Genomic DNA, 16551 nt, shown 5'->3' on the forward strand with positions numbered 1-16551 from the left:
TACGGGAAGAAAGACGAGGGAGGGGCATTTATGGCAACTTTTGACCCAGACCTTTGGTATCGCGTTGTTGATGTTGCCGCAGTTGCAGCCAACGGTCTGCTTGGCGGTGCTGTAGCACGAGCCTTCCGGTTTGATGTGGTTGGCTTTTTGATGCTTGCCGTTGCATCCGGCATGGGCGGCGGGCTAATTCGCGATGTCCTGCTTAACACCGGTTTACCCGTTGCCCTCACCGATAGCGCTTACTGGGTAGCAGCCCTTGTATCTGCCGGGGTCGCCTACGCAATTGACCTGGGCGGCAAAATCACTGACCGTCTTCTGCTCATTGTCGATTTTGTGGGTATGGGCTGTTGGGCAGCCACTGGCACCCTCAAAAGTCTGAGCGTAGGATTGCACTGGTTCCCGGCAGTCGTCTTAGGGGTTGTTACCGCGGTGGGTGGCGGGATCATACGAGACGTGATGGTCAACAGGATTCCCTCAATTTTTGGCGGCAATTCACTGTACGCAACCATCGCCTTCATTGGCGCAGCCGAAATGGCTATCTTCACCGTAGCACTCAACCAGCCAACCCTTGGCATGGCGGTTGCAATCCTGAGTTGTGGCGTTTTGGGTCTGCTGTCACGCTGGCGCAACTGGCAGCTACCTCAACCCGTGAGTATTACGGTGCCGCGTCCTAGCTTTCGTAGCAAAACCCGCAGAAGAACCAAACGGTTACTGGTGCGAGAAACATGGCGTCCGGGGGATCCTTTGACAGAGAACCTAGAAATTATTACCCCTGAGCGTTTAGATAACTACAGGCGCAACGAACGTTAACCCTAGATTTGTGAGATGCACAGGTAACTCTCAGTCAGATTACTACCAACTTCAAGGTGGGCGGAGCATACTTGAATCATACGGTTCCTCAGGGAGCTAAGAGAGTGATTGTGTGACTTTCTTGGTCAGAAACCTGACGGTTTCTCAAAGTATGTATGTGTGTGTGATTAGCGAATGGCTCAACCAAATGCGGTTGAGCCATTCGCTTTTCTTCTGTGCATCGAGATCCGGATTTATTGCCGAAATCCTGTTTTATATCAGGATTTCGGCAATAAATCCGGATCTCGGTAGATGGTGCGCGATACTAGAAGCATGACCGTTCTCATTGCTGTTGATAAGTTCAAGGGTTCACTCACCGGCGTCGAACTATCGGACGCCCTTGCTACCGGTATGCGCCGAGTCCTGGGGGAGGGCTTTGCTCCCCGCATCAGCCCTATTGCTGATGGTGGTGATGGCACGGTGGATGCTGCACTCGCTGCAGGTTTTGAAGAGAAAATTGCGCGCGTTACCGGCCCGGCAGGTACACCGGTGACTGCCCGGTATGCGCTGAACCCCTCTACACAAACAGCCGTAATTGAGGTGGCTGAAGCCTGCGGTTTGCGTCTCATGGATTCTTTGGACGCATGCGGTGCCACCACCTACGGCGTAGGCGAGCTCATTTTGCACGCAGTAGCACAGGATGCATCTGAGATAGTGATCGGTCTGGGCGGTTCTGCCACGACGGACGCCGGTGCGGGCATGCTCAGCGCCTTGGGGGTGCGGTTTGTGGGGTCTGAGAATCCGACTGCTGTGCACGGTGGTTCTGCTCTGAGCGGCGTCACCCGTGCTAATCTTTCGACCCTGCACCCCAGCCTGCACGAGGTGTCTTTTGTGATGGCGTCCGATGTGACTAACCCTCTGAATGGGAACAACGGTGCTCCTGCTATTTATGGTCCACAAAAAGGCGCATCTGCTCTTGATGTTGCTGAACTCGATAGCCTGTTGGCGCATACCGCGCAGCTCGTAGAGCAGGCCCTGAAAGTTGCCAGGGGCACCTTCAGCGAAGCCGCCGGTGCTGGCGCTGCCGGTGGTCTAGGATTTGCCTGCCTCTCAGTTTTGGGGGCAACCATGCGACCTGGCGTCGATGTCGCTTTCGAACTTACCGGCTTTCACCAGGCACTCCACGGAGCTCACCTGGTCATTACCGGTGAGGGAAAATTCGATGAACAAACCCTTCAAGGCAAAGGCCCCGCCGGTGTTGCCGCTGCCTGCCGTCAGGTGGGTGCACGCGTCCTTGCAGTCTGCGGTGCCTGCGAACTTGATGAGAGTCAGTGGAGCGATGCCGGGTTCGATGCTGTCTACTCGGTGCTGGGTACCGGGGTGAGTCTCGAAGAATCTCTGGCCGACCCGCGTCCGCACGTTGAAGAACTGGGAGCGCAGATTGCCAGGGACTATTTGAGTTAGTCTTTATCTTTCCAGTACCCCTTGGCATGAGCGTGATCCTTACCAAGATTCAGCTCGGTGCGCATCCACTGGCGTAGGGGCTGAATGGAGCGGGACTCACCCGCCAGCCACATAAATACCTGACCCTGCGGACGCTCGGCGCAACTCACTGCCTGATACAGCGAGTTCTCGGTTTCATGAATGACCCAGTGAACCTCGAAATTATCGGGTGCAAGAATTTCTTGCTCGGACTCAGCAGAAGGAATCTCAATATAGGCAGCACCCCGAGCAGTGGCGGGCATAGATTCAATCCAGCGAGCCATACCGGGTAGCCCCGTCTCATCACCTGCCAACAGGTAGAAGTCGTAGTTATCGCTGATGTCGTACCCAGAGCGCGGTCCTAAGAGGTGAACGGGGTCGCCCGGCTGAACCTGCTGCGCCCACTGGGTGCCCGGACCCTTCGCATGGATGACCACGCCCAACTCAATGGCACCAGATTCAGGCCAGAATTTACGAATAGTGTATTTACGTGAGGTAGGGGAGGGCTTGCCCCATACCGGTTTGCTGCCCTTAAACTCAGGCTCTGCAAGGGCAGAGCCATCACGCGAAACCAGAACCCGCATGTACTCACCGACCAGATGCTGACTCTCCACCCGCGCCCCACCTGCGGGAATACAGCGGATGCTCATCATCGTGGGCGTGATGCGGAGGGCACTCGCCACCTTGTATCGCAGGTAGGGCGAGGGGTATTTGCCGCTGCGTAAGGGGGCTGGCGCTCCCGGGCGGTCTTTAGTGCTCACTACCGGCGCCCGGTGAGGTTGAGACCGCGTGGGCTGAGCATCGTTCGCGGTATGGGGTGCCTGAGCTGCCAGGGGCAGTGCGTCCAGCTGCTGATGTACCACACGCAACTGGCGGTGCAGCTTCTTGTTTTGCTTGACAACTTTCTTCAACAATTTATGCTGGCTCTTGAGCGCCTTAGCCAGCTTCTTCTGCTGTTTCTTCGTCTTCTTCGACACGGAAGGCTCCCTGATCATCAAGCGTAGGTAATGCAACCATCATATGCCACCTTACCGAGGGCATCTTCTGGACGGAGTTCTTTGAGGCAGGCTTCAACTTGTGGTCTTGCTATGGTGCATCCTGCAATGCTGTGGTAGGCGTAGATTTGGTAGTAGCCTGCTCGGATGATGTTCTGCCGGTAGGTCAGAGGCGTGATTTTTAGGGTTTTGGTCAGGCGAGGTGGCTGGTAAGGGCTGTCAGCAACGTGCTGGGTTGCTGAGCTGCGTTTGTACGCTGGCGTTTTATCCTCCACCGTGATTCCACGCTGGGTAACTCATGCGTATGATATTTTTCGCATAGTTTTTACTGAGTGCCTGAAACTTTTGCTGTGGAACTGCTGCATCTTCTCTTGTTCAAAAAGCTAGACCATCACCTGTAGCTAGCATGTTAAACATCACTAGTTGGAGAGGTCGGGTCTTCAACTTAGGCAGTTTACTTGCCTGTACTATCTGGTACTAACAAGATTAGGTAACTACCTAATGAAGAGCGAAAGTAAACTGGGGTAGAAAAATGAACAATAGAATTTTACAGAGAAGTGAAGAATCACGACGCGCTCTATTAAAGGGTTCCTTGTGGGCTGCTCCGGTTGTTGTTAGTACTTGCTTGGTGCCAGCATATGCTGCTTCTGTATGCCCGTCTTATGAGAAGAGATTTGATGCTTCTTGGACATTAGAGAACCCTGTTCAGGGTTCTCTTTACTCTCCTAAGGCAAACAAGGTTTATCGAGGGGCGGATAATGTGGATTACTTCATCTCTTCTACTACCGCCAACCCTGGGGGTATAGCCTTAGTGCGTTACTCAACAACTATTAGCTCAGGGGGTGAGGCTTTGGGTGCTTTGAGAGCTGGGCGCACTTACTCAACTCAGTACGGGATCACTTCACTACCCGCCAACGCGCCAAATACCTTGCACCCCACCATGAGAGTGTACCTTATTGACCCTCAAGGTAATGAGGTGGCTGCTTCAAGATCGGCTTACAGTACCAGTTCCTCACCAGCTAGTGGTGTTTTAGGTGTACCGCTTGCCCCAAAAAATAACCGGATTATTACTCAGCGGCTGCAGTCCCCTCCTTTTTCTTTCCAGGCTGTGGAGGGGGAATACAGATGGATTGTGGAATTTGAGGTGCCATCTAGGGTATCAACTAATTTTTTGGCGGCAGGCATTGGTGTTTCTGCCCCTATTTTTATCTGTGCATAGAAACCGCAGGAATCTTCTCCTCTGGCCCTCTTGCAGAGTTTGCTGGAACTCACTAAGTGATTTTAGTGTGAGGTAAGACCTTATAAATAAGGTTTTAGGTCTCTGTATTAAGCATCGATGAAGATGTTCTAGGGCATCTTGCTGAAAACGCAGAAGCATGTCGTCTTCTCAAGTTGAGATATTTAGGTTAGGCTAACCAATTATGACAATAGGACAGATACCATCCTCATCGGTTTTCAGCAGGTTAGCTCGCTTAGGGGCCGCACCACGCCTTGCGGGTCTTGACTTGGCACGCGGGCTTGCAATTATCGGTATGATTGCTGCACATACTTACCCTACAGCTGATGTTTTTTCACTGTTTGATGTACAGAGCTATAACGCCATAGTTCATGGGCACCCATCTTTGCTCTTCGCTTTGCTTGCTGGGGTATCAATCTCTTTGATGACTAAAGCAGCGTGGAAAACAAAGAGCGCTGAGGCGGTAACTACCGCTAGAATCAACCTCATGATTCGCGGGATCATTATCTTCGGCTTTGGTCTTTTACTGGAATCGCTCGGCACCTCTATAATGGTGATTCTTACGCTCTACGGGGCTTTGTATATGGTGATGTTGCCTTTCGTAACAGCTACCTCACGAGCGCTCTTGTGGTGGTCTGCCGGTATCATGGTTGTCGGTCCGCCTCTGATTGCTGTGACTCAGACTCTAATGCCCAGTAACGGTTTTGGCTACGCTTTAGTTTTCCAATCAATCTATTCTCCTGCTGCATGGACATCGTTGATGCTATTAGGGATGTATGTGGGACGTCTGGATTTAGGAAGTTTTCAAGTTCTTGCGAAGCTAGCTGGTGCGGGTGTGGGGCTTATGGTGTTGAGCTCTGGGCTTGCTCTTGTCCTTGGCATCATGTTGCCAGGTCTGATGAGTTTTGCTGACTCCAGTTCTTCACCCATAACTGCGGAACAGAAGAAGGAACTATATTCTGCTGAGGACGTTCCACCTGAGACCGTTCCATCTGAAGACTTTGACTTCACGAAGTACGAATGTGAGCGTTTCGATAAAGCGTATATTGGCTGTACTTTAACAGGATCTAAGGAAGATCTCGATAAGAAAAAGGGTGAATCAGAAGAGGAGATAATAAACCAATGGTCCGAAGTAGGCGAACGTCTGGTTGAGCCAGATCTGGTACCTACAATCCTTGCAGTTTGGATCGCCTCTGAACCTCACGCTGGTGGAACTCTTGAGATTATGGGCTCGGGGGGGCTCGCTCTAGTCGTGGTATCGGTATGTCTGATGGTCGCTGCTAGGCTGCGTTGGCTAGCTTTACCAATAGTGGCTTTGGGCACTATGCCACTGACGGTTTATTCTTTGCACGTCTTATCAGTCTTTATTATGGTGGGTCCTGGCGGTGTTGTAAGGGTACCGTGGTTCTTTTGGACTACTGCTGGAGTGTTTTTACTGTTTTCTGTGTGCTGGTTTGCTTTCTTTGCACATGGTCCATTGGAGAGAGTGGTTCGATATGCAGTGCAGAAAGTAACTGGAAGCTATGCAGGGGTGAGAGCCTCAGAATAATTTATTACTAGCTACTAGGAAGCTTATTTAAAAGCCCCACACCAATCGAGACAATGGCCCTACTATTGGCACAATGAGAGTTAAATCTTCGACCAAATAATCTCAGCCAATAGGAAGGGTCATTGCTATATCAGCGTGCAACCGGGCTAGAGATCTTAGTCCATAAGGGGTTCCCTGTGGTTCAAAAACACCAACCCGCGTACCACCGAAAACACCCACTATACGACCTCAGCCGATGCCTGTATACCGCGTGAAAATACGTCAGCTTTCTCTAAGCCGTGAGCTTTGAAGGTAGTTATGTTTAGCTTCTGGAAGTTGGCTCGTTATCGCAAATGGTTGACTGGATAATGTGCAGATTATTTGAAGCGTAAAACCAGTACGTTTGCGCTTGCTTGAAGAATTAGTATTCCATCAATCGCCAGCGAGCCAAGTATCTTTAGTGCTTGTTTGAGTAGGATGAGTCACTCATTCCAGGACTTCAAGGAGTATTTTTCCCTGTATCGTCCATCTGATTCATACAGCGAATCGGTGGGTTGCCTCTGGCGACTGAAAGGTATCATCAGTAACTTTACAAAAATATGTACCTCCCGGATGAGGTTAGATTAGTCGCAGTGCTAGATAAATTCGAAGATTCAGTCCTTGGTGAAAGATGCCCCTCAAGCTGGTAAAGGTGTTGAGGTTTGTTTGGGAGTGATTCACTTTTTGTTCACTGCACCCAGCAGAATGAACGGAGATTGCCCGGTGGTATTTAAAGACGGGTGAGGTTAGAGAATGCTGATGCTAGGTAAGATGAACCAAAGGAGCATAAGCCCCAGTAGTCCCGCGGTGAGGGGCACTGCGAGTGCGCAGATTTTGGCGAGTGTACTGCGGTATCCCTTACCTGCGGCGAGTATCAGCATCATGTAACCCGGCAGGGCAGAGGGCATTAAGATGATCGAGACGAACAGCCACATTTCACTTTCAGGGTCAAAGAGGGGCGCGAGGGTGACTACCCAGATCACGAGCACGGCGATGAGGGTGAAAATGATTCCGAGAAGCCCGAGGGTGCGTCCTGTCGTCGGGGCGGATGTGCTGGTGTAGTTACTCATGGTGTGCCTCCTAGAACGCTACCGGCGAGTTGAGAGAAAGAAGAATGATGCCCGGTATGCACACAGCAACCAGCACCCCTGTGGCTACTAAAGGAGCAACCCACGCGGTGCGGGTCTCTGAGGCAGAACCTTCGCCTCGAAAGATTTTGCTAATCAGTGGTAGCAGTGCAAATGCTAAGAGTATGTAGGATACGTTGCCCAGCACACTGAATATTTCGATGAGAGGGGTAAGGGGCGACCCGTAGTCAAGGGTCGCTGTGGTCAAAACAACTATGAGAACGCTGACTGTTGCTGCCACCGCTGAAATCCAGACGATGAGAGTGTTGGGTGTGGATTTCATCTTTTCTTCCTTGGGTGCGATGAACTACTTATGCTCAGTATAAACCCCCTAGACTCCATGCGATGCTGAAGAATGGGGGATAATAGAAACCGGTTCTTTTCCCTATCCAAGGTGGCTTTCGTGTCTGAAAATCAGTCTGAGTTTGTTCGAACACCCCCGCATAATGACGCGGCTGAGCAGTCGGTGCTGGGCGGCATGATGCTGTCGAAGGACGCGATTGCTGATGTTGTTGAGGTGCTGCGCGGTACTGATTTTTATAAGCCTGCCCATGAGAGTATTTATGAGGCTGTGATTTCGCTGTACGGTCACGGTGAGCCTGCGGACGCGGTGACGGTGGCTGATGAGTTGAAGAAGCGCGGGGAGCTTGAGCGAGTGGGTGGTGTGCCCTATTTGCACTCTTTGATTTCTTCGGTGCCTACTGCTGCAAATGCTGGGTTTTATGCTGAGATTGTGCGCGAGCGCGCCGTGCTGCGCCGTCTGGTGAGTGCTGGTACGAAGATTGTGCAGTTGGGTTATGAGAGCGATGGTGAGGTCGATGCTTTGGTAAATCAGGCGCAGGCTGAGATTTACCAGGTGGCTGATACTCGCGAGAGCGAGGACTATGCGCCGCTGGGTGAGATTATGAATGCCACGGTTGAGGAAATCGAGGCTAACGGTGCCCGCCCCGACGGCATTCACGGCGTCCCCACCGGTTTCATCGAGCTCGACGAGCTGACCGCCGGTTTGCAGGCAGGTCAGATGATTGTTATTGCGGCGAGGCCGGCCATGGGAAAAAGTACGTTCGCTCTGGATATCGCTCGTTCCGCTGCGATTAAGCACAATATGGCAACGGTCTTTTTCTCGTTGGAAATGAGCCGTAATGAGATTGCTATGCGTGTACTTTCGGCTGAGGCGTCTTTGAACTTATCTGATTTGCGTAAGGGTACGCTGGATGATTCCCAGTGGGCGAAGGTGGCAACAGCGATGGGTAAGATGGACGCCGCGCCCCTGTTTATTGATGACTCGCCGAATATGACGCTGATGGAGATTCGCGCGAAGGCACGCCGCCTCAAGCAGCGCAATAACTTGCAGCTGATTGTGCTGGACTACCTGCAGCTGATGAGCTCGGGTAAGAAGGTGGAATCTCGTCAGCAGGAGGTCTCGGAGTTTTCCCGTGCGCTGAAGTTGATGGCGAAGGAACTGGAGGTTCCTCTCATCGCGCTTTCGCAGCTGAACCGTGGTTCGGAGCAGCGCACCGACAAGAAACCCATGGTGTCAGATCTTCGCGAATCGGGCTGCCTCACCGCGGATACTCGTATTCTCAGGGCAGACACCGGCGCGGAAACCACTATGGGCGAGCTTTACGCAGCCGGAGCTCAGGATGTACCTGTGTGGTCTCTAGGTGACGATATGCGTTTCGTGGAACGTCACCTCACCCACGTTTTCTCAACCGGTGTAAAGCCGGTCTACCGCCTCACTACGGCGTCCGGCAAGACCCTGCGCGCAACCGCTAACCATCCCTTCTTTACCTTCCGCGGGTGGAAGGGGCTGGGCGAGCTAGAAGTCGGCGAGCGCATTGGCGTGTCCCGCCATGTAAACGGCCCCTCAGAGCGCGTGAAGTGGAGCGATGAGCAGGTCATCCTGCTGGCTCATATGTTGGGCGATGGTTCGGCTGTAAAACATCAGCCCATACGGTATGCGTCTATTGATGAAAATAATTTGAAGGTAATGACTGACGCTGCCCTCAAGCAGTTCGGTATTACAGCTGTGCGTGATGAGCACGAAGCTGCCCGTTGTGTTTCTTTGCGTCTGCCTGCGCCCCATCGACTTACCCACGGCAAACGTAATCCTTTGGCTTCTTGGCTGGATGAAGTGGGTCTTTTTGGTCTGCGGTCATGGGAAAAATTTATCCCTGAGTCAGTAAATGCCCTGCCTAAACGTCAGATTGCTCTGTTTATTCAGCACCTGTGGGCAACTGATGGTTCTGTAACTGTGAACAAGAATGGTCGAACAGGGCGTATCTACTATTCCTCAACTTCACGTGAGCTAGTGGATCAGCTTTCTATTCTCCTGTTGCGTTTTGGCATCAATTCTCGTGTTCGCAAAACTACATTGAAGGGCGAGTATCGCCCGGGTTACTCTCTAGATATTTCAGGACGCGATGAACAACTGCGTTTTTTGCGTGAGATTTCTGTGTTTGGCAATCGTGCTGAACAGTGCAAACGACTTTTGGATGTTCTCGAAAGCGAAGGGTGTAAGTCCAATACGAATGTCGACACGGCCCCTTCCCAGGTGTGGGATGATGTCAAACGAATTCTTACTGAAAAAGGTATGACTCCTCGTGGGTTCCAAATGGTCTCTCAGTATTGTGGGTCTGCCTACTACAAGAACTCACCTGCGCCCTCGAGACTGTCTCAGGTAGCCACTCTTCTTGATTCTGCTGAGCTTGATATGGTGGCGGTGAATGACCTGTTCTGGGATTCGATTGTTGAGATTGAGTACTGCGGTGAGGAGGAGGTCTTTGACGCTACCGTTCTGGGGCACCATAACTTCATCGCTAATGGTATTACTGTTCATAACAGCATTGAGCAGGACGCGGATATGGTTGTCCTCTTGCACCGCGATGATGTGTATGACAAGGAGTCTCCGCGCGCTGGTGAGGCTGATGTGATTGTGGCGAAGCACCGTAACGGCCCGACTAAGACTATTGCGGTGGCATTCCAGGGCCACTACTCGCGTTTTGCGAATATGACTCATGATTCCTACTCCGGTGGAGACGACTTCTAGTCTCTCCCCGACCGCCGAGAGTGCATTTTAGGATAGGTTTAGGGTGAAAACCTGTCCTAAAATGCCCTCTCGGCGCGCAATCCTTGACCCTGACGCGACGTTAGGTGCCACGATTGGTTGTATGAGAGATTCACGCAGGCTGATTAATGATTACCTCACAGTGGGTGAGGTCGCTCGCTTGGTGGGGGTGAGCGTCCGAGCCCTGCACCATTGGGACGCGGTGGGTCTGCTGACCCCGCACGAACGATCAAGTGCCGGCTACCGGGTGTATTGTGCCGACGATATTGATCGTTTGCATCGCATCCTGGTCTATCGTGAGTTGGGGTTCTCACTTGAGAAAATTCAGTGCGTCCTTGCTGATGGTGAGCGTTCAGCTCTCACTCACTTGCAGGAGCAAAAACGGCTGCTACAAGACAAAATCTCTCATCTCACGACGGTTTTGGAAACCGTCAATCACCTGATGGAGGAGAATATGTCAGAAAAGAACTTGACCGCCACCGAAAAGGCTCAGGCAATTCAGGCGCATTATGCAGATGAGGTCCGCAATCGCTGGAGCAATACCGATGCTTATAACCAGTCGCAGCGTAATACGGCTCGGTTTACTGATGAGGACTGGCAACGTGCTCGGTCTGAGACTGAGGCGTTAGAGGCTGATGCGGCGAGCGCTAAGCGTGCGGGCGTCCTTGCTGGTTCTGAAGAGGCGAATGCGCTTGCGGAGCGTCACCGTGCGTCCATCAACCGTTACTATAACTGTTCGCATGCTCAGCAGGTGTTATTGGGCTGTATGTATGTTGCGGATGTCCGGTTTGCTGAGCATTATGATGCGCGTGAGCCTGGTCTTGCGCGGTGGTTGCGTGAGGTTATTGATGCGAATGCCAAGGTGTACGGGGTGGATCCTGCCAGTGCTACGTGGGAGTAAATCGCTTAAGAGAGAAGGTGCGCTCTTCATGGTTATGCGCAATTGGCGTGGTGCGTGGGTATTGGCTTTCTAAAGGCCGTAAACATTGCCACCCTTAGAATGTGGGAGGTTCTTGGCGGTGAAATGAGGTGCTGGGTTGCGCCGGTACGGCTGGCTTTATTATGTCGTCGTTGGTGGGTTTTTGTGATGGCTTTTTGCGTTCTTTCAGCACGTTTTCTGGTTTTTTATTCGCGGTGACTTTTGTGATTTTTGGTTTCTAGTGCGCGAAAGCCCCTGATGTTTCACGTGAAACATCAGGGGCTTTCTGCTTCTTAGAAGAGGGTGTCAAATAAAGCTTCTTGGTCGTTGCTGGTTTTTTGCTGCTTGTTCCTCGTCGGTGCGGGTTCTTCTTCAAAGAGGGTGGGTTCATGGGCGCCTTCTACCGCCGGACGCGTGTAGAAGTTTGGTTCTTGAGTTTCATCTTCTAGGAGTGCCGGTGTTGAGGGGGTATTCGCTGGAATTTCTTCAGCGATAAGAAGTTCATCCTCTGTTAGCGTGTGTAGACCCTGAGGAGCTTCATCTGGGGTGCCTTCTTTCAAAGACAGTACCTCGTTTTCGATGGTAGGTTTCCGGGTGTCTTTTTCCTCGATGTCTGAGGGCTCCGGATCCTTTTGGAGAGGTGGATGGGAATCGCTGCCTTTATCGGGAGTGAGTGAGAGGTGTTCTGTGCTGGGGGTACGCTGCATAGAGGTGCGCTCACTGGGGGAGCGGTAAGTGCCGTCTATGTATTGCTGAATAACGGGAGAGAGTTCTTCGATGATGCGCTCGTTGCTCAGTACGGTCATGTGAGGCATCTTGAGAAGGTAGCGCCCCACTGCGAGTCCTAAAAGTTGAGAGCTCATTAGGGCGAATGCGATGGGGTCTATCTTACGGGCGGCGTTATCGAGGGGTCCTGTTGTGAAGACGTCCCAGAAGATTTCTTTGAACTGTTCAGCATCATCGGTGGGGGTGGTGACCGAGTGGAGGAGGCCTGTGAGGAAGGGGTTGAAATCATCAGAATTCCACAGGTGAAGATATGTGTAAATGATAGCCTCAGCTTCCGACAGGTCGGAGAGGTCAAGGGTGGTGATGGCATCCTTTGCCCTGTTTGCGTGGCTGTCGACAAGTACGGAAAATAGGGAGTCTTTATTGGTGAAGAAGTGGCGAATCAGGGCGGGGTCTACGTTGGCCTCTGCGGCGATGGCGCGCATGGATGTCCCGGTGAATCCGTGCCGTGCAAAGAGGGTGCTGGCAGCGTTGAGAATGTCGCTACGAGTATCGCTTTCGCCTGCTCTTCTGCCAGCCTTATGGGCATTGCCCTTTGTTGTCTTTGATGTTTTCTTCACTGCCATGCATCTAAGCATAGCTTAGTTATTTCCCCACCCCCTAAAAGATATATTCTACGGATGTAGAATATTCCTCAATTCATCATATGATGAATTGTGTTTAACCTAGTGAGATATTGATTCTTAGCAGATTTACTGAAGCGTTCTAGACGTTCCCCGGCATCTACTCACTGCCTTTTGGTTGGTGGATGTTGGTCGCCCTGAGTAGAGGGATGTAATCCAGATTCCCCGCACAAGGAATATTTGCTCCCTCTTTCGCCCTGAGTCCATAATTCCTCACCTGTAGATATGGGTCTTTTGGTTACTTCTTGTGTAACAACCTGCTGCGGTGCTTATCCAAAAGATATCCTGTATATATACCCCCTATTTCAAGGAGTGTCATGTCTGCTGAGCCACGAGAGCAACACCTGGCAGGAATCACTGTTGCTGTCACCGCGTCCCGCCGTGCAGTCGAGCAGGGGGAAGCCTTTGAGCGCAAGGGGGCGCGCGTCATTTACGCTCCTACGGTGCGCGTTGTGCCCACTGATGCTGATGAGCAGTTGAAAGCTGATACTCGCACGGTCATTGATAACCCGCCCCACATGGTTTTGGTGACTACTGGTTACGGACTAAAAGGGTGGCTCGAAGCAGCTGAAAGTTTTGGGTTGTGCGAGCAGGCGCGTGCTGCCCTGTCTGATTCCGCGTTCTATGTGCGAGGTTCTAAAGGACGCGGCGCTGTGCGCTCCCTGGGATTTGAGGACTCGGGTATGGCAGTAGGAGGGGAACTTACTCGTGCCCTAGTTGATCTTGCCCTTGAAGTAGGTGTAGATGGCAAGCGCGTCCTTTTACAGCAGCACGGTAAGCCTGATGCTGCCCAAGAACAGCGCCTAGTGGACGCCGGTGCCCAACTTATGACTGTGGTACCACATCGTTGGGAAGAGCCTGAAGATCTCCCAGCGGTTTTCAGGCTAATTGAAGATATTATTGCCGGTCGAGTGGATGCACTGACTTTCACGGCAGCCCCTGCGGTCGAAGCGCTCTTGGGTTATGCTACCGAACGTGAGCAGCTGCCCGAACTCGTAGCGGCTCTACGTGAGAAAACTGTGGTGGCAAGCGTTGGGTCGGTAACCTCGGTGCCCTTGCAAGAGCAGGGGATTGACCCCGTGCAGCCGGAGCGCTCCCGAATGGGTGCCATGATTAAGGCTCTGGTGAAGTGCTTCGAGAAGTAAATGTTTCACGTGAAACAGGTGATGTATTGTAGGTGGGCTGCAAAGACTGAAGGTGTGATGGTCGTCCAGGGGGGCGCTTAGGTCTCCAGGGATCTGAGGGTAAGCTGCCCTTGTGTGAGGGGCTGACTATACCTATTTTTGTGCATTACGGCGAGTATAGTTACTGGGCGCGACAGACTGAATATCAACATGTGTAATAAATAGATGATTTGTAGCCATCGAAGGTACGTTGCTATTTCCTTCTCTTGAGGTGAGCTAAGGGTCTTTACTATATCTCTTAGGTGCTAATGGACGATTTGAGTGGAAGATTCCATAGAGTGCAATGTTAACCTTGAACCCGTTCTTAGTTTCGTAGGTTTTGTTCGTAACAGCTTCACAAGGCAAAGGCAGGGGCTCAGGTAGCGTCCTACCGTAGTGACCTGGTCACCGTTAAAGTATCTTGCGTATATTAGTGAGGTCTGCGAGGTAACGGTGCGGCTTTTACCGTGCAAACCTTTGCAGAATGCCTTGTGTACGACGTGTACGACCTCGAATACCACGTCCACCGGGATCTCGCGCAGTAGTTATCTTGCCGAGCGTTCAATCTAAGACATGTTTTCACTTAAAATCGGTCTTAAATTGAATATTCGGCACTCTGGTTGTTACTGAGGTCGCTTTCTTTGAGGACGTTAACTGCTCCTTCTTGGGTCAGCCCGGTATTTCTACCGATGAGTAGCTTTGTCGGTTGGAAGAGAATTACCGACGCTGTTGATGTTGCCGGTGGCACTATCGTCATGCAGATTATGCCCGGACGCCTAACTCTTCCTTCTACTAACTTCGGGGAAACCGTGCAGGTACCGAGTGCCATCATCCCTGGCGTTACCTTGCACGGTGCGAATGGGCACGAAGAAGGGCTCTGTCCCGCGGGCTTTGGATCATAACAAGATTCCCAGCATTATTATGGGTTTCGCGGACGCAGTCTACCGCGCTGTCCACGAGGCGGGTATGGATGGCGTTGAGGTGAACAGCGCTAATGGTTATTTCTTGCATCAGTTTGTGACACCGAGTTCCAATGAGCGCATCGATGAGTACGGTGGCACTCTCGAGAACCGCGCTCGCCTGACCGTTGCGGTTGTTCGCGTGGTTGCACAGTAGACTTACGGCAAAGTGTGCCTAAACAAGGGCATGAAGCATCAAGGGAGTAGGGGGCATACATTTGGATTCTTCTTTGCAGTTGCTGTCGATGTTGGGCAGTTTGTCTCTGGGGTTAGTGCTGTTGGTGTCTTTATTAGTTATGCCCTACCGTCTGTGGCAGCGTAAGAAGCGTAATGAGTTGCGTGATGAACTTGAGGCGATGGGGGATGAACTGGGGTTGTGGCGCGCTAACCGTCGGGACGAAACCCGCTAGCTGCCTTCTGGGTATTTCGTGAGAACAACAAAAAACGGTGGTGCGGTTGATAAAGGGATATCAACTGCACCACCGCTTTTGGGCAACTTTAGTTATTGATGAGTTGCTCAGCGATGATCTCGTAGCTGCGCAGGGACTGTTCGGTGTTTGCTGCCAGGGACGAAAGTATGAGTTCATCTGCTTCTACCATGTTTGCAAAGCGCAGCAGGTAGTCTTTAGCTTCTGCCCCGGTGCCGACGGCGCGGAATGCCATCATGTCGAGGATCTGCTGACCGCGGGGGGAGTCGGTGATAGCGTCCAGCTGTTCGTTGCTGAGGTCTTGACCGCCTGCTGCCAGTAGCTTGATGCGCTGGCGGGTGGTGGTGCGCAGCTGGTCTTCGGCGTCTTCAGTGGTGTCTGATGCTAGTACATTGACTGCTGCGATGACGTAGGGTTCAGCTAGTTGTTCTGAGGGTTTGAATTCGCGGCGGTAGGTGGCGATGGCTTGCTCTAGGTGAGTGGGTGCGAAGTGGGACGCGAAGGCGTAGGGCAGACCGAGGGCTGCGGCTAGCTGGGCACCGAAAAGCGATGAACCCAAAATATAGAGGGGAACACCTGTGCCGCGTCCGGGGGTTGCGTTGACTCCGGGAATGCGGGTGTTGTCGTTGAGGTAGCCGGCAAGTTCGAGGACGTCTTGTGGAAAGCGTTCTGCACTGGTGGGTTCGCGGCGCAGTGCGCGCAGGGTGTTCATGTCGGTGCCGGGTGCGCGTCCCAGACCTAAGTCGATGCGTTCCGGGTAGAGTTCGGCGAGTGTGCCAAACTGTTCTGCGATGGTCAGTGGGGAGTGGTTGGGTAGCATGACGCCACCAGCACCCAGTCGGATTTTTTCGGTGTGTGCGCCAATGTGTGAAATCAGCACGGCGGGTGCTGAGGATGCAATGCTGTTCATGTTGTGGTGCTCTGCGTACCAGATGCGTTTGTAACCGAGGTTCTCAGCTTTTTGTGCGAGCTGCACTGATCGGGCAAAGGCGTCCTTGGGTGCTTCGTCCGGGTAGATGGTCGCAAGGTCAAGTATTGATAGTGCGGGCACGAGGGTGCTCCTTATATATGTCTGTGTGGGTGTACGTTTCTGTAACACCGGGTGCCTTGTATGTATTCCTTGAGTTGCTTGGCTGCTTGTCAGTGACCTCCATATAGAGTGACGTGCGGACGCGCCCCGCTGCTTTTGGGGAAGTTTTATGGTCTTGTGTGGGACGAGTTGGCATTCATTTGGAAATGTGCCCTGTTTCACCGCTTTTCGATTTGCAAACCTCAAAGAACCTGCGTATAGTTGTTTGAGTCGTCGTGGCGCGGTGCTGTATGAAGTGCCTAGTCGGGCGGTGGTTTTGAGAGTTTTATAGGGTGTTTCTGGTGCGTGTGTGCTTGGTTTTGTGTGGTTGCCTGTTGTG

General features: G+C 52.2%; 16 protein-coding genes. 10 read left to right on the forward strand and 6 right to left on the reverse strand.

Annotated elements, in window-relative coordinates; all coding sequences use genetic code 11:
- Positions 1-30 precede the first annotated feature (30 nt).
- A complete protein-coding gene (locus JTP09_RS07385) occupies positions 31-810 on the forward strand; it encodes a trimeric intracellular cation channel family protein (RefSeq protein WP_204877797.1) in 780 nt (259 codons plus the stop codon).
- Positions 811-1122: 312 nt separating this feature from the next.
- Positions 1123-2253: a glycerate kinase gene (locus JTP09_RS07390; RefSeq protein ID WP_204877798.1), complete on the forward strand. Its 1131-nt coding sequence runs from the start codon at positions 1123-1125 to the stop codon at positions 2251-2253.
- On the opposite strand, the gene JTP09_RS07395 is transcribed toward JTP09_RS07390, so the two are convergent.
- Both JTP09_RS07395 and JTP09_RS07400 read right to left on the reverse strand, forming a co-directional pair.
- Positions 2250-3248, reverse strand: a complete 999-nt coding sequence (locus JTP09_RS07395) for a siderophore-interacting protein (protein WP_204877799.1) — start codon at positions 3246-3248, stop codon at positions 2250-2252. The two genes, JTP09_RS07390 and JTP09_RS07395, sit on opposite strands and share 4 nt — an antisense overlap.
- Before the next feature lie 17 nt (positions 3249-3265).
- Entirely contained in the window at positions 3266-3541 is a 276-nt protein-coding gene (locus tag JTP09_RS07400) for a hypothetical protein (protein WP_204877800.1), read from the reverse strand.
- A 257-nt stretch (positions 3542-3798) separates the two neighbouring features.
- Here JTP09_RS07400 and JTP09_RS07405 point away from each other — a divergent pair, with 257 nt between their 5' ends.
- Positions 3799-4485, forward strand: coding sequence for a hypothetical protein (locus JTP09_RS07405; RefSeq protein ID WP_204877801.1), 687 nt, complete (start codon positions 3799-3801; stop codon positions 4483-4485).
- Positions 4486-4687: 202 nt separating this feature from the next.
- Positions 4688-6052 (forward strand): heparan-alpha-glucosaminide N-acetyltransferase domain-containing protein, encoded by a 1365-nt coding sequence (locus JTP09_RS07410; RefSeq protein ID WP_204877802.1) that lies wholly within the window; start codon positions 4688-4690, stop codon positions 6050-6052.
- Positions 6053-6816: 764 nt separating this feature from the next.
- On the opposite strand, the gene JTP09_RS07415 is transcribed toward JTP09_RS07410, so the two are convergent.
- A complete protein-coding gene (locus tag JTP09_RS07415) occupies positions 6817-7140 on the reverse strand; it encodes a hypothetical protein (RefSeq protein WP_204877803.1) in 324 nt (107 codons plus the stop codon).
- 10 nt (positions 7141-7150) lie between these two features.
- Entirely contained in the window at positions 7151-7480 is a 330-nt protein-coding gene (locus JTP09_RS07420; RefSeq protein WP_204877804.1) for a hypothetical protein, read from the reverse strand.
- Positions 7481-7552: 72 nt separating this feature from the next.
- Between JTP09_RS07420 and JTP09_RS07425 the strand changes: the two genes are divergently transcribed.
- Positions 7553-10246, forward strand: coding sequence for a replicative DNA helicase (locus JTP09_RS07425; RefSeq protein WP_204877805.1), 2694 nt, complete (start codon positions 7553-7555; stop codon positions 10244-10246).
- A gap of 121 nt (positions 10247-10367) precedes the next feature.
- Complete coding sequence (locus tag JTP09_RS07430; protein ID WP_204877806.1) at positions 10368-11165, forward strand: MerR family transcriptional regulator; 798 nt, start codon at positions 10368-10370, stop codon at positions 11163-11165.
- Positions 11166-11476: 311 nt separating this feature from the next.
- Here JTP09_RS07430 and JTP09_RS07435 read toward each other — a convergent pair whose 3' ends face one another.
- Positions 11477-12535, reverse strand: a complete 1059-nt coding sequence (locus JTP09_RS07435) for a TetR/AcrR family transcriptional regulator (RefSeq protein ID WP_204877807.1) — start codon at positions 12533-12535, stop codon at positions 11477-11479.
- Between the two features lie 374 nt (positions 12536-12909).
- Between JTP09_RS07435 and JTP09_RS07440 the strand changes: the two genes are divergently transcribed.
- The 4 genes from JTP09_RS07440 (at position 12910) to JTP09_RS07455 (ending at position 15124) form a co-directional block, all read left to right on the forward strand.
- Positions 12910-13737 carry a uroporphyrinogen-III synthase gene (locus JTP09_RS07440; RefSeq protein WP_204877808.1) on the forward strand — a complete coding sequence of 276 codons (828 nt, stop codon included), beginning with the start codon at positions 12910-12912 and terminating at the stop codon, positions 13735-13737.
- Between the two features lie 707 nt (positions 13738-14444).
- Positions 14445-14657 carry a hypothetical protein gene (locus JTP09_RS07445; protein WP_204877809.1) on the forward strand — a complete coding sequence of 71 codons (213 nt, stop codon included), beginning with the start codon at positions 14445-14447 and terminating at the stop codon, positions 14655-14657.
- A complete protein-coding gene (locus tag JTP09_RS07450) occupies positions 14647-14871 on the forward strand; it encodes a hypothetical protein (protein ID WP_204877810.1) in 225 nt (74 codons plus the stop codon). The genes JTP09_RS07445 and JTP09_RS07450 overlap by 11 nt, the downstream gene beginning before the upstream one ends.
- Positions 14872-14932: 61 nt before the next feature.
- Positions 14933-15124, forward strand: a complete 192-nt coding sequence (locus tag JTP09_RS07455) for a hypothetical protein (RefSeq protein ID WP_204877811.1) — start codon at positions 14933-14935, stop codon at positions 15122-15124.
- Positions 15125-15212: 88 nt separating this feature from the next.
- Here the strand turns inward: JTP09_RS07455 and JTP09_RS07460 are convergent, their stop codons facing one another.
- Complete coding sequence (locus JTP09_RS07460; RefSeq protein ID WP_370592532.1) at positions 15213-16193, reverse strand: LLM class flavin-dependent oxidoreductase; 981 nt, start codon at positions 16191-16193, stop codon at positions 15213-15215.
- Positions 16194-16551: the final 358 nt, after the last annotated feature.

The organism is Rothia sp. ZJ1223 (assembly GCF_016900985.1).
In the GTDB taxonomy this organism is placed as follows: domain Bacteria; phylum Actinomycetota; class Actinomycetes; order Actinomycetales; family Micrococcaceae; genus Rothia.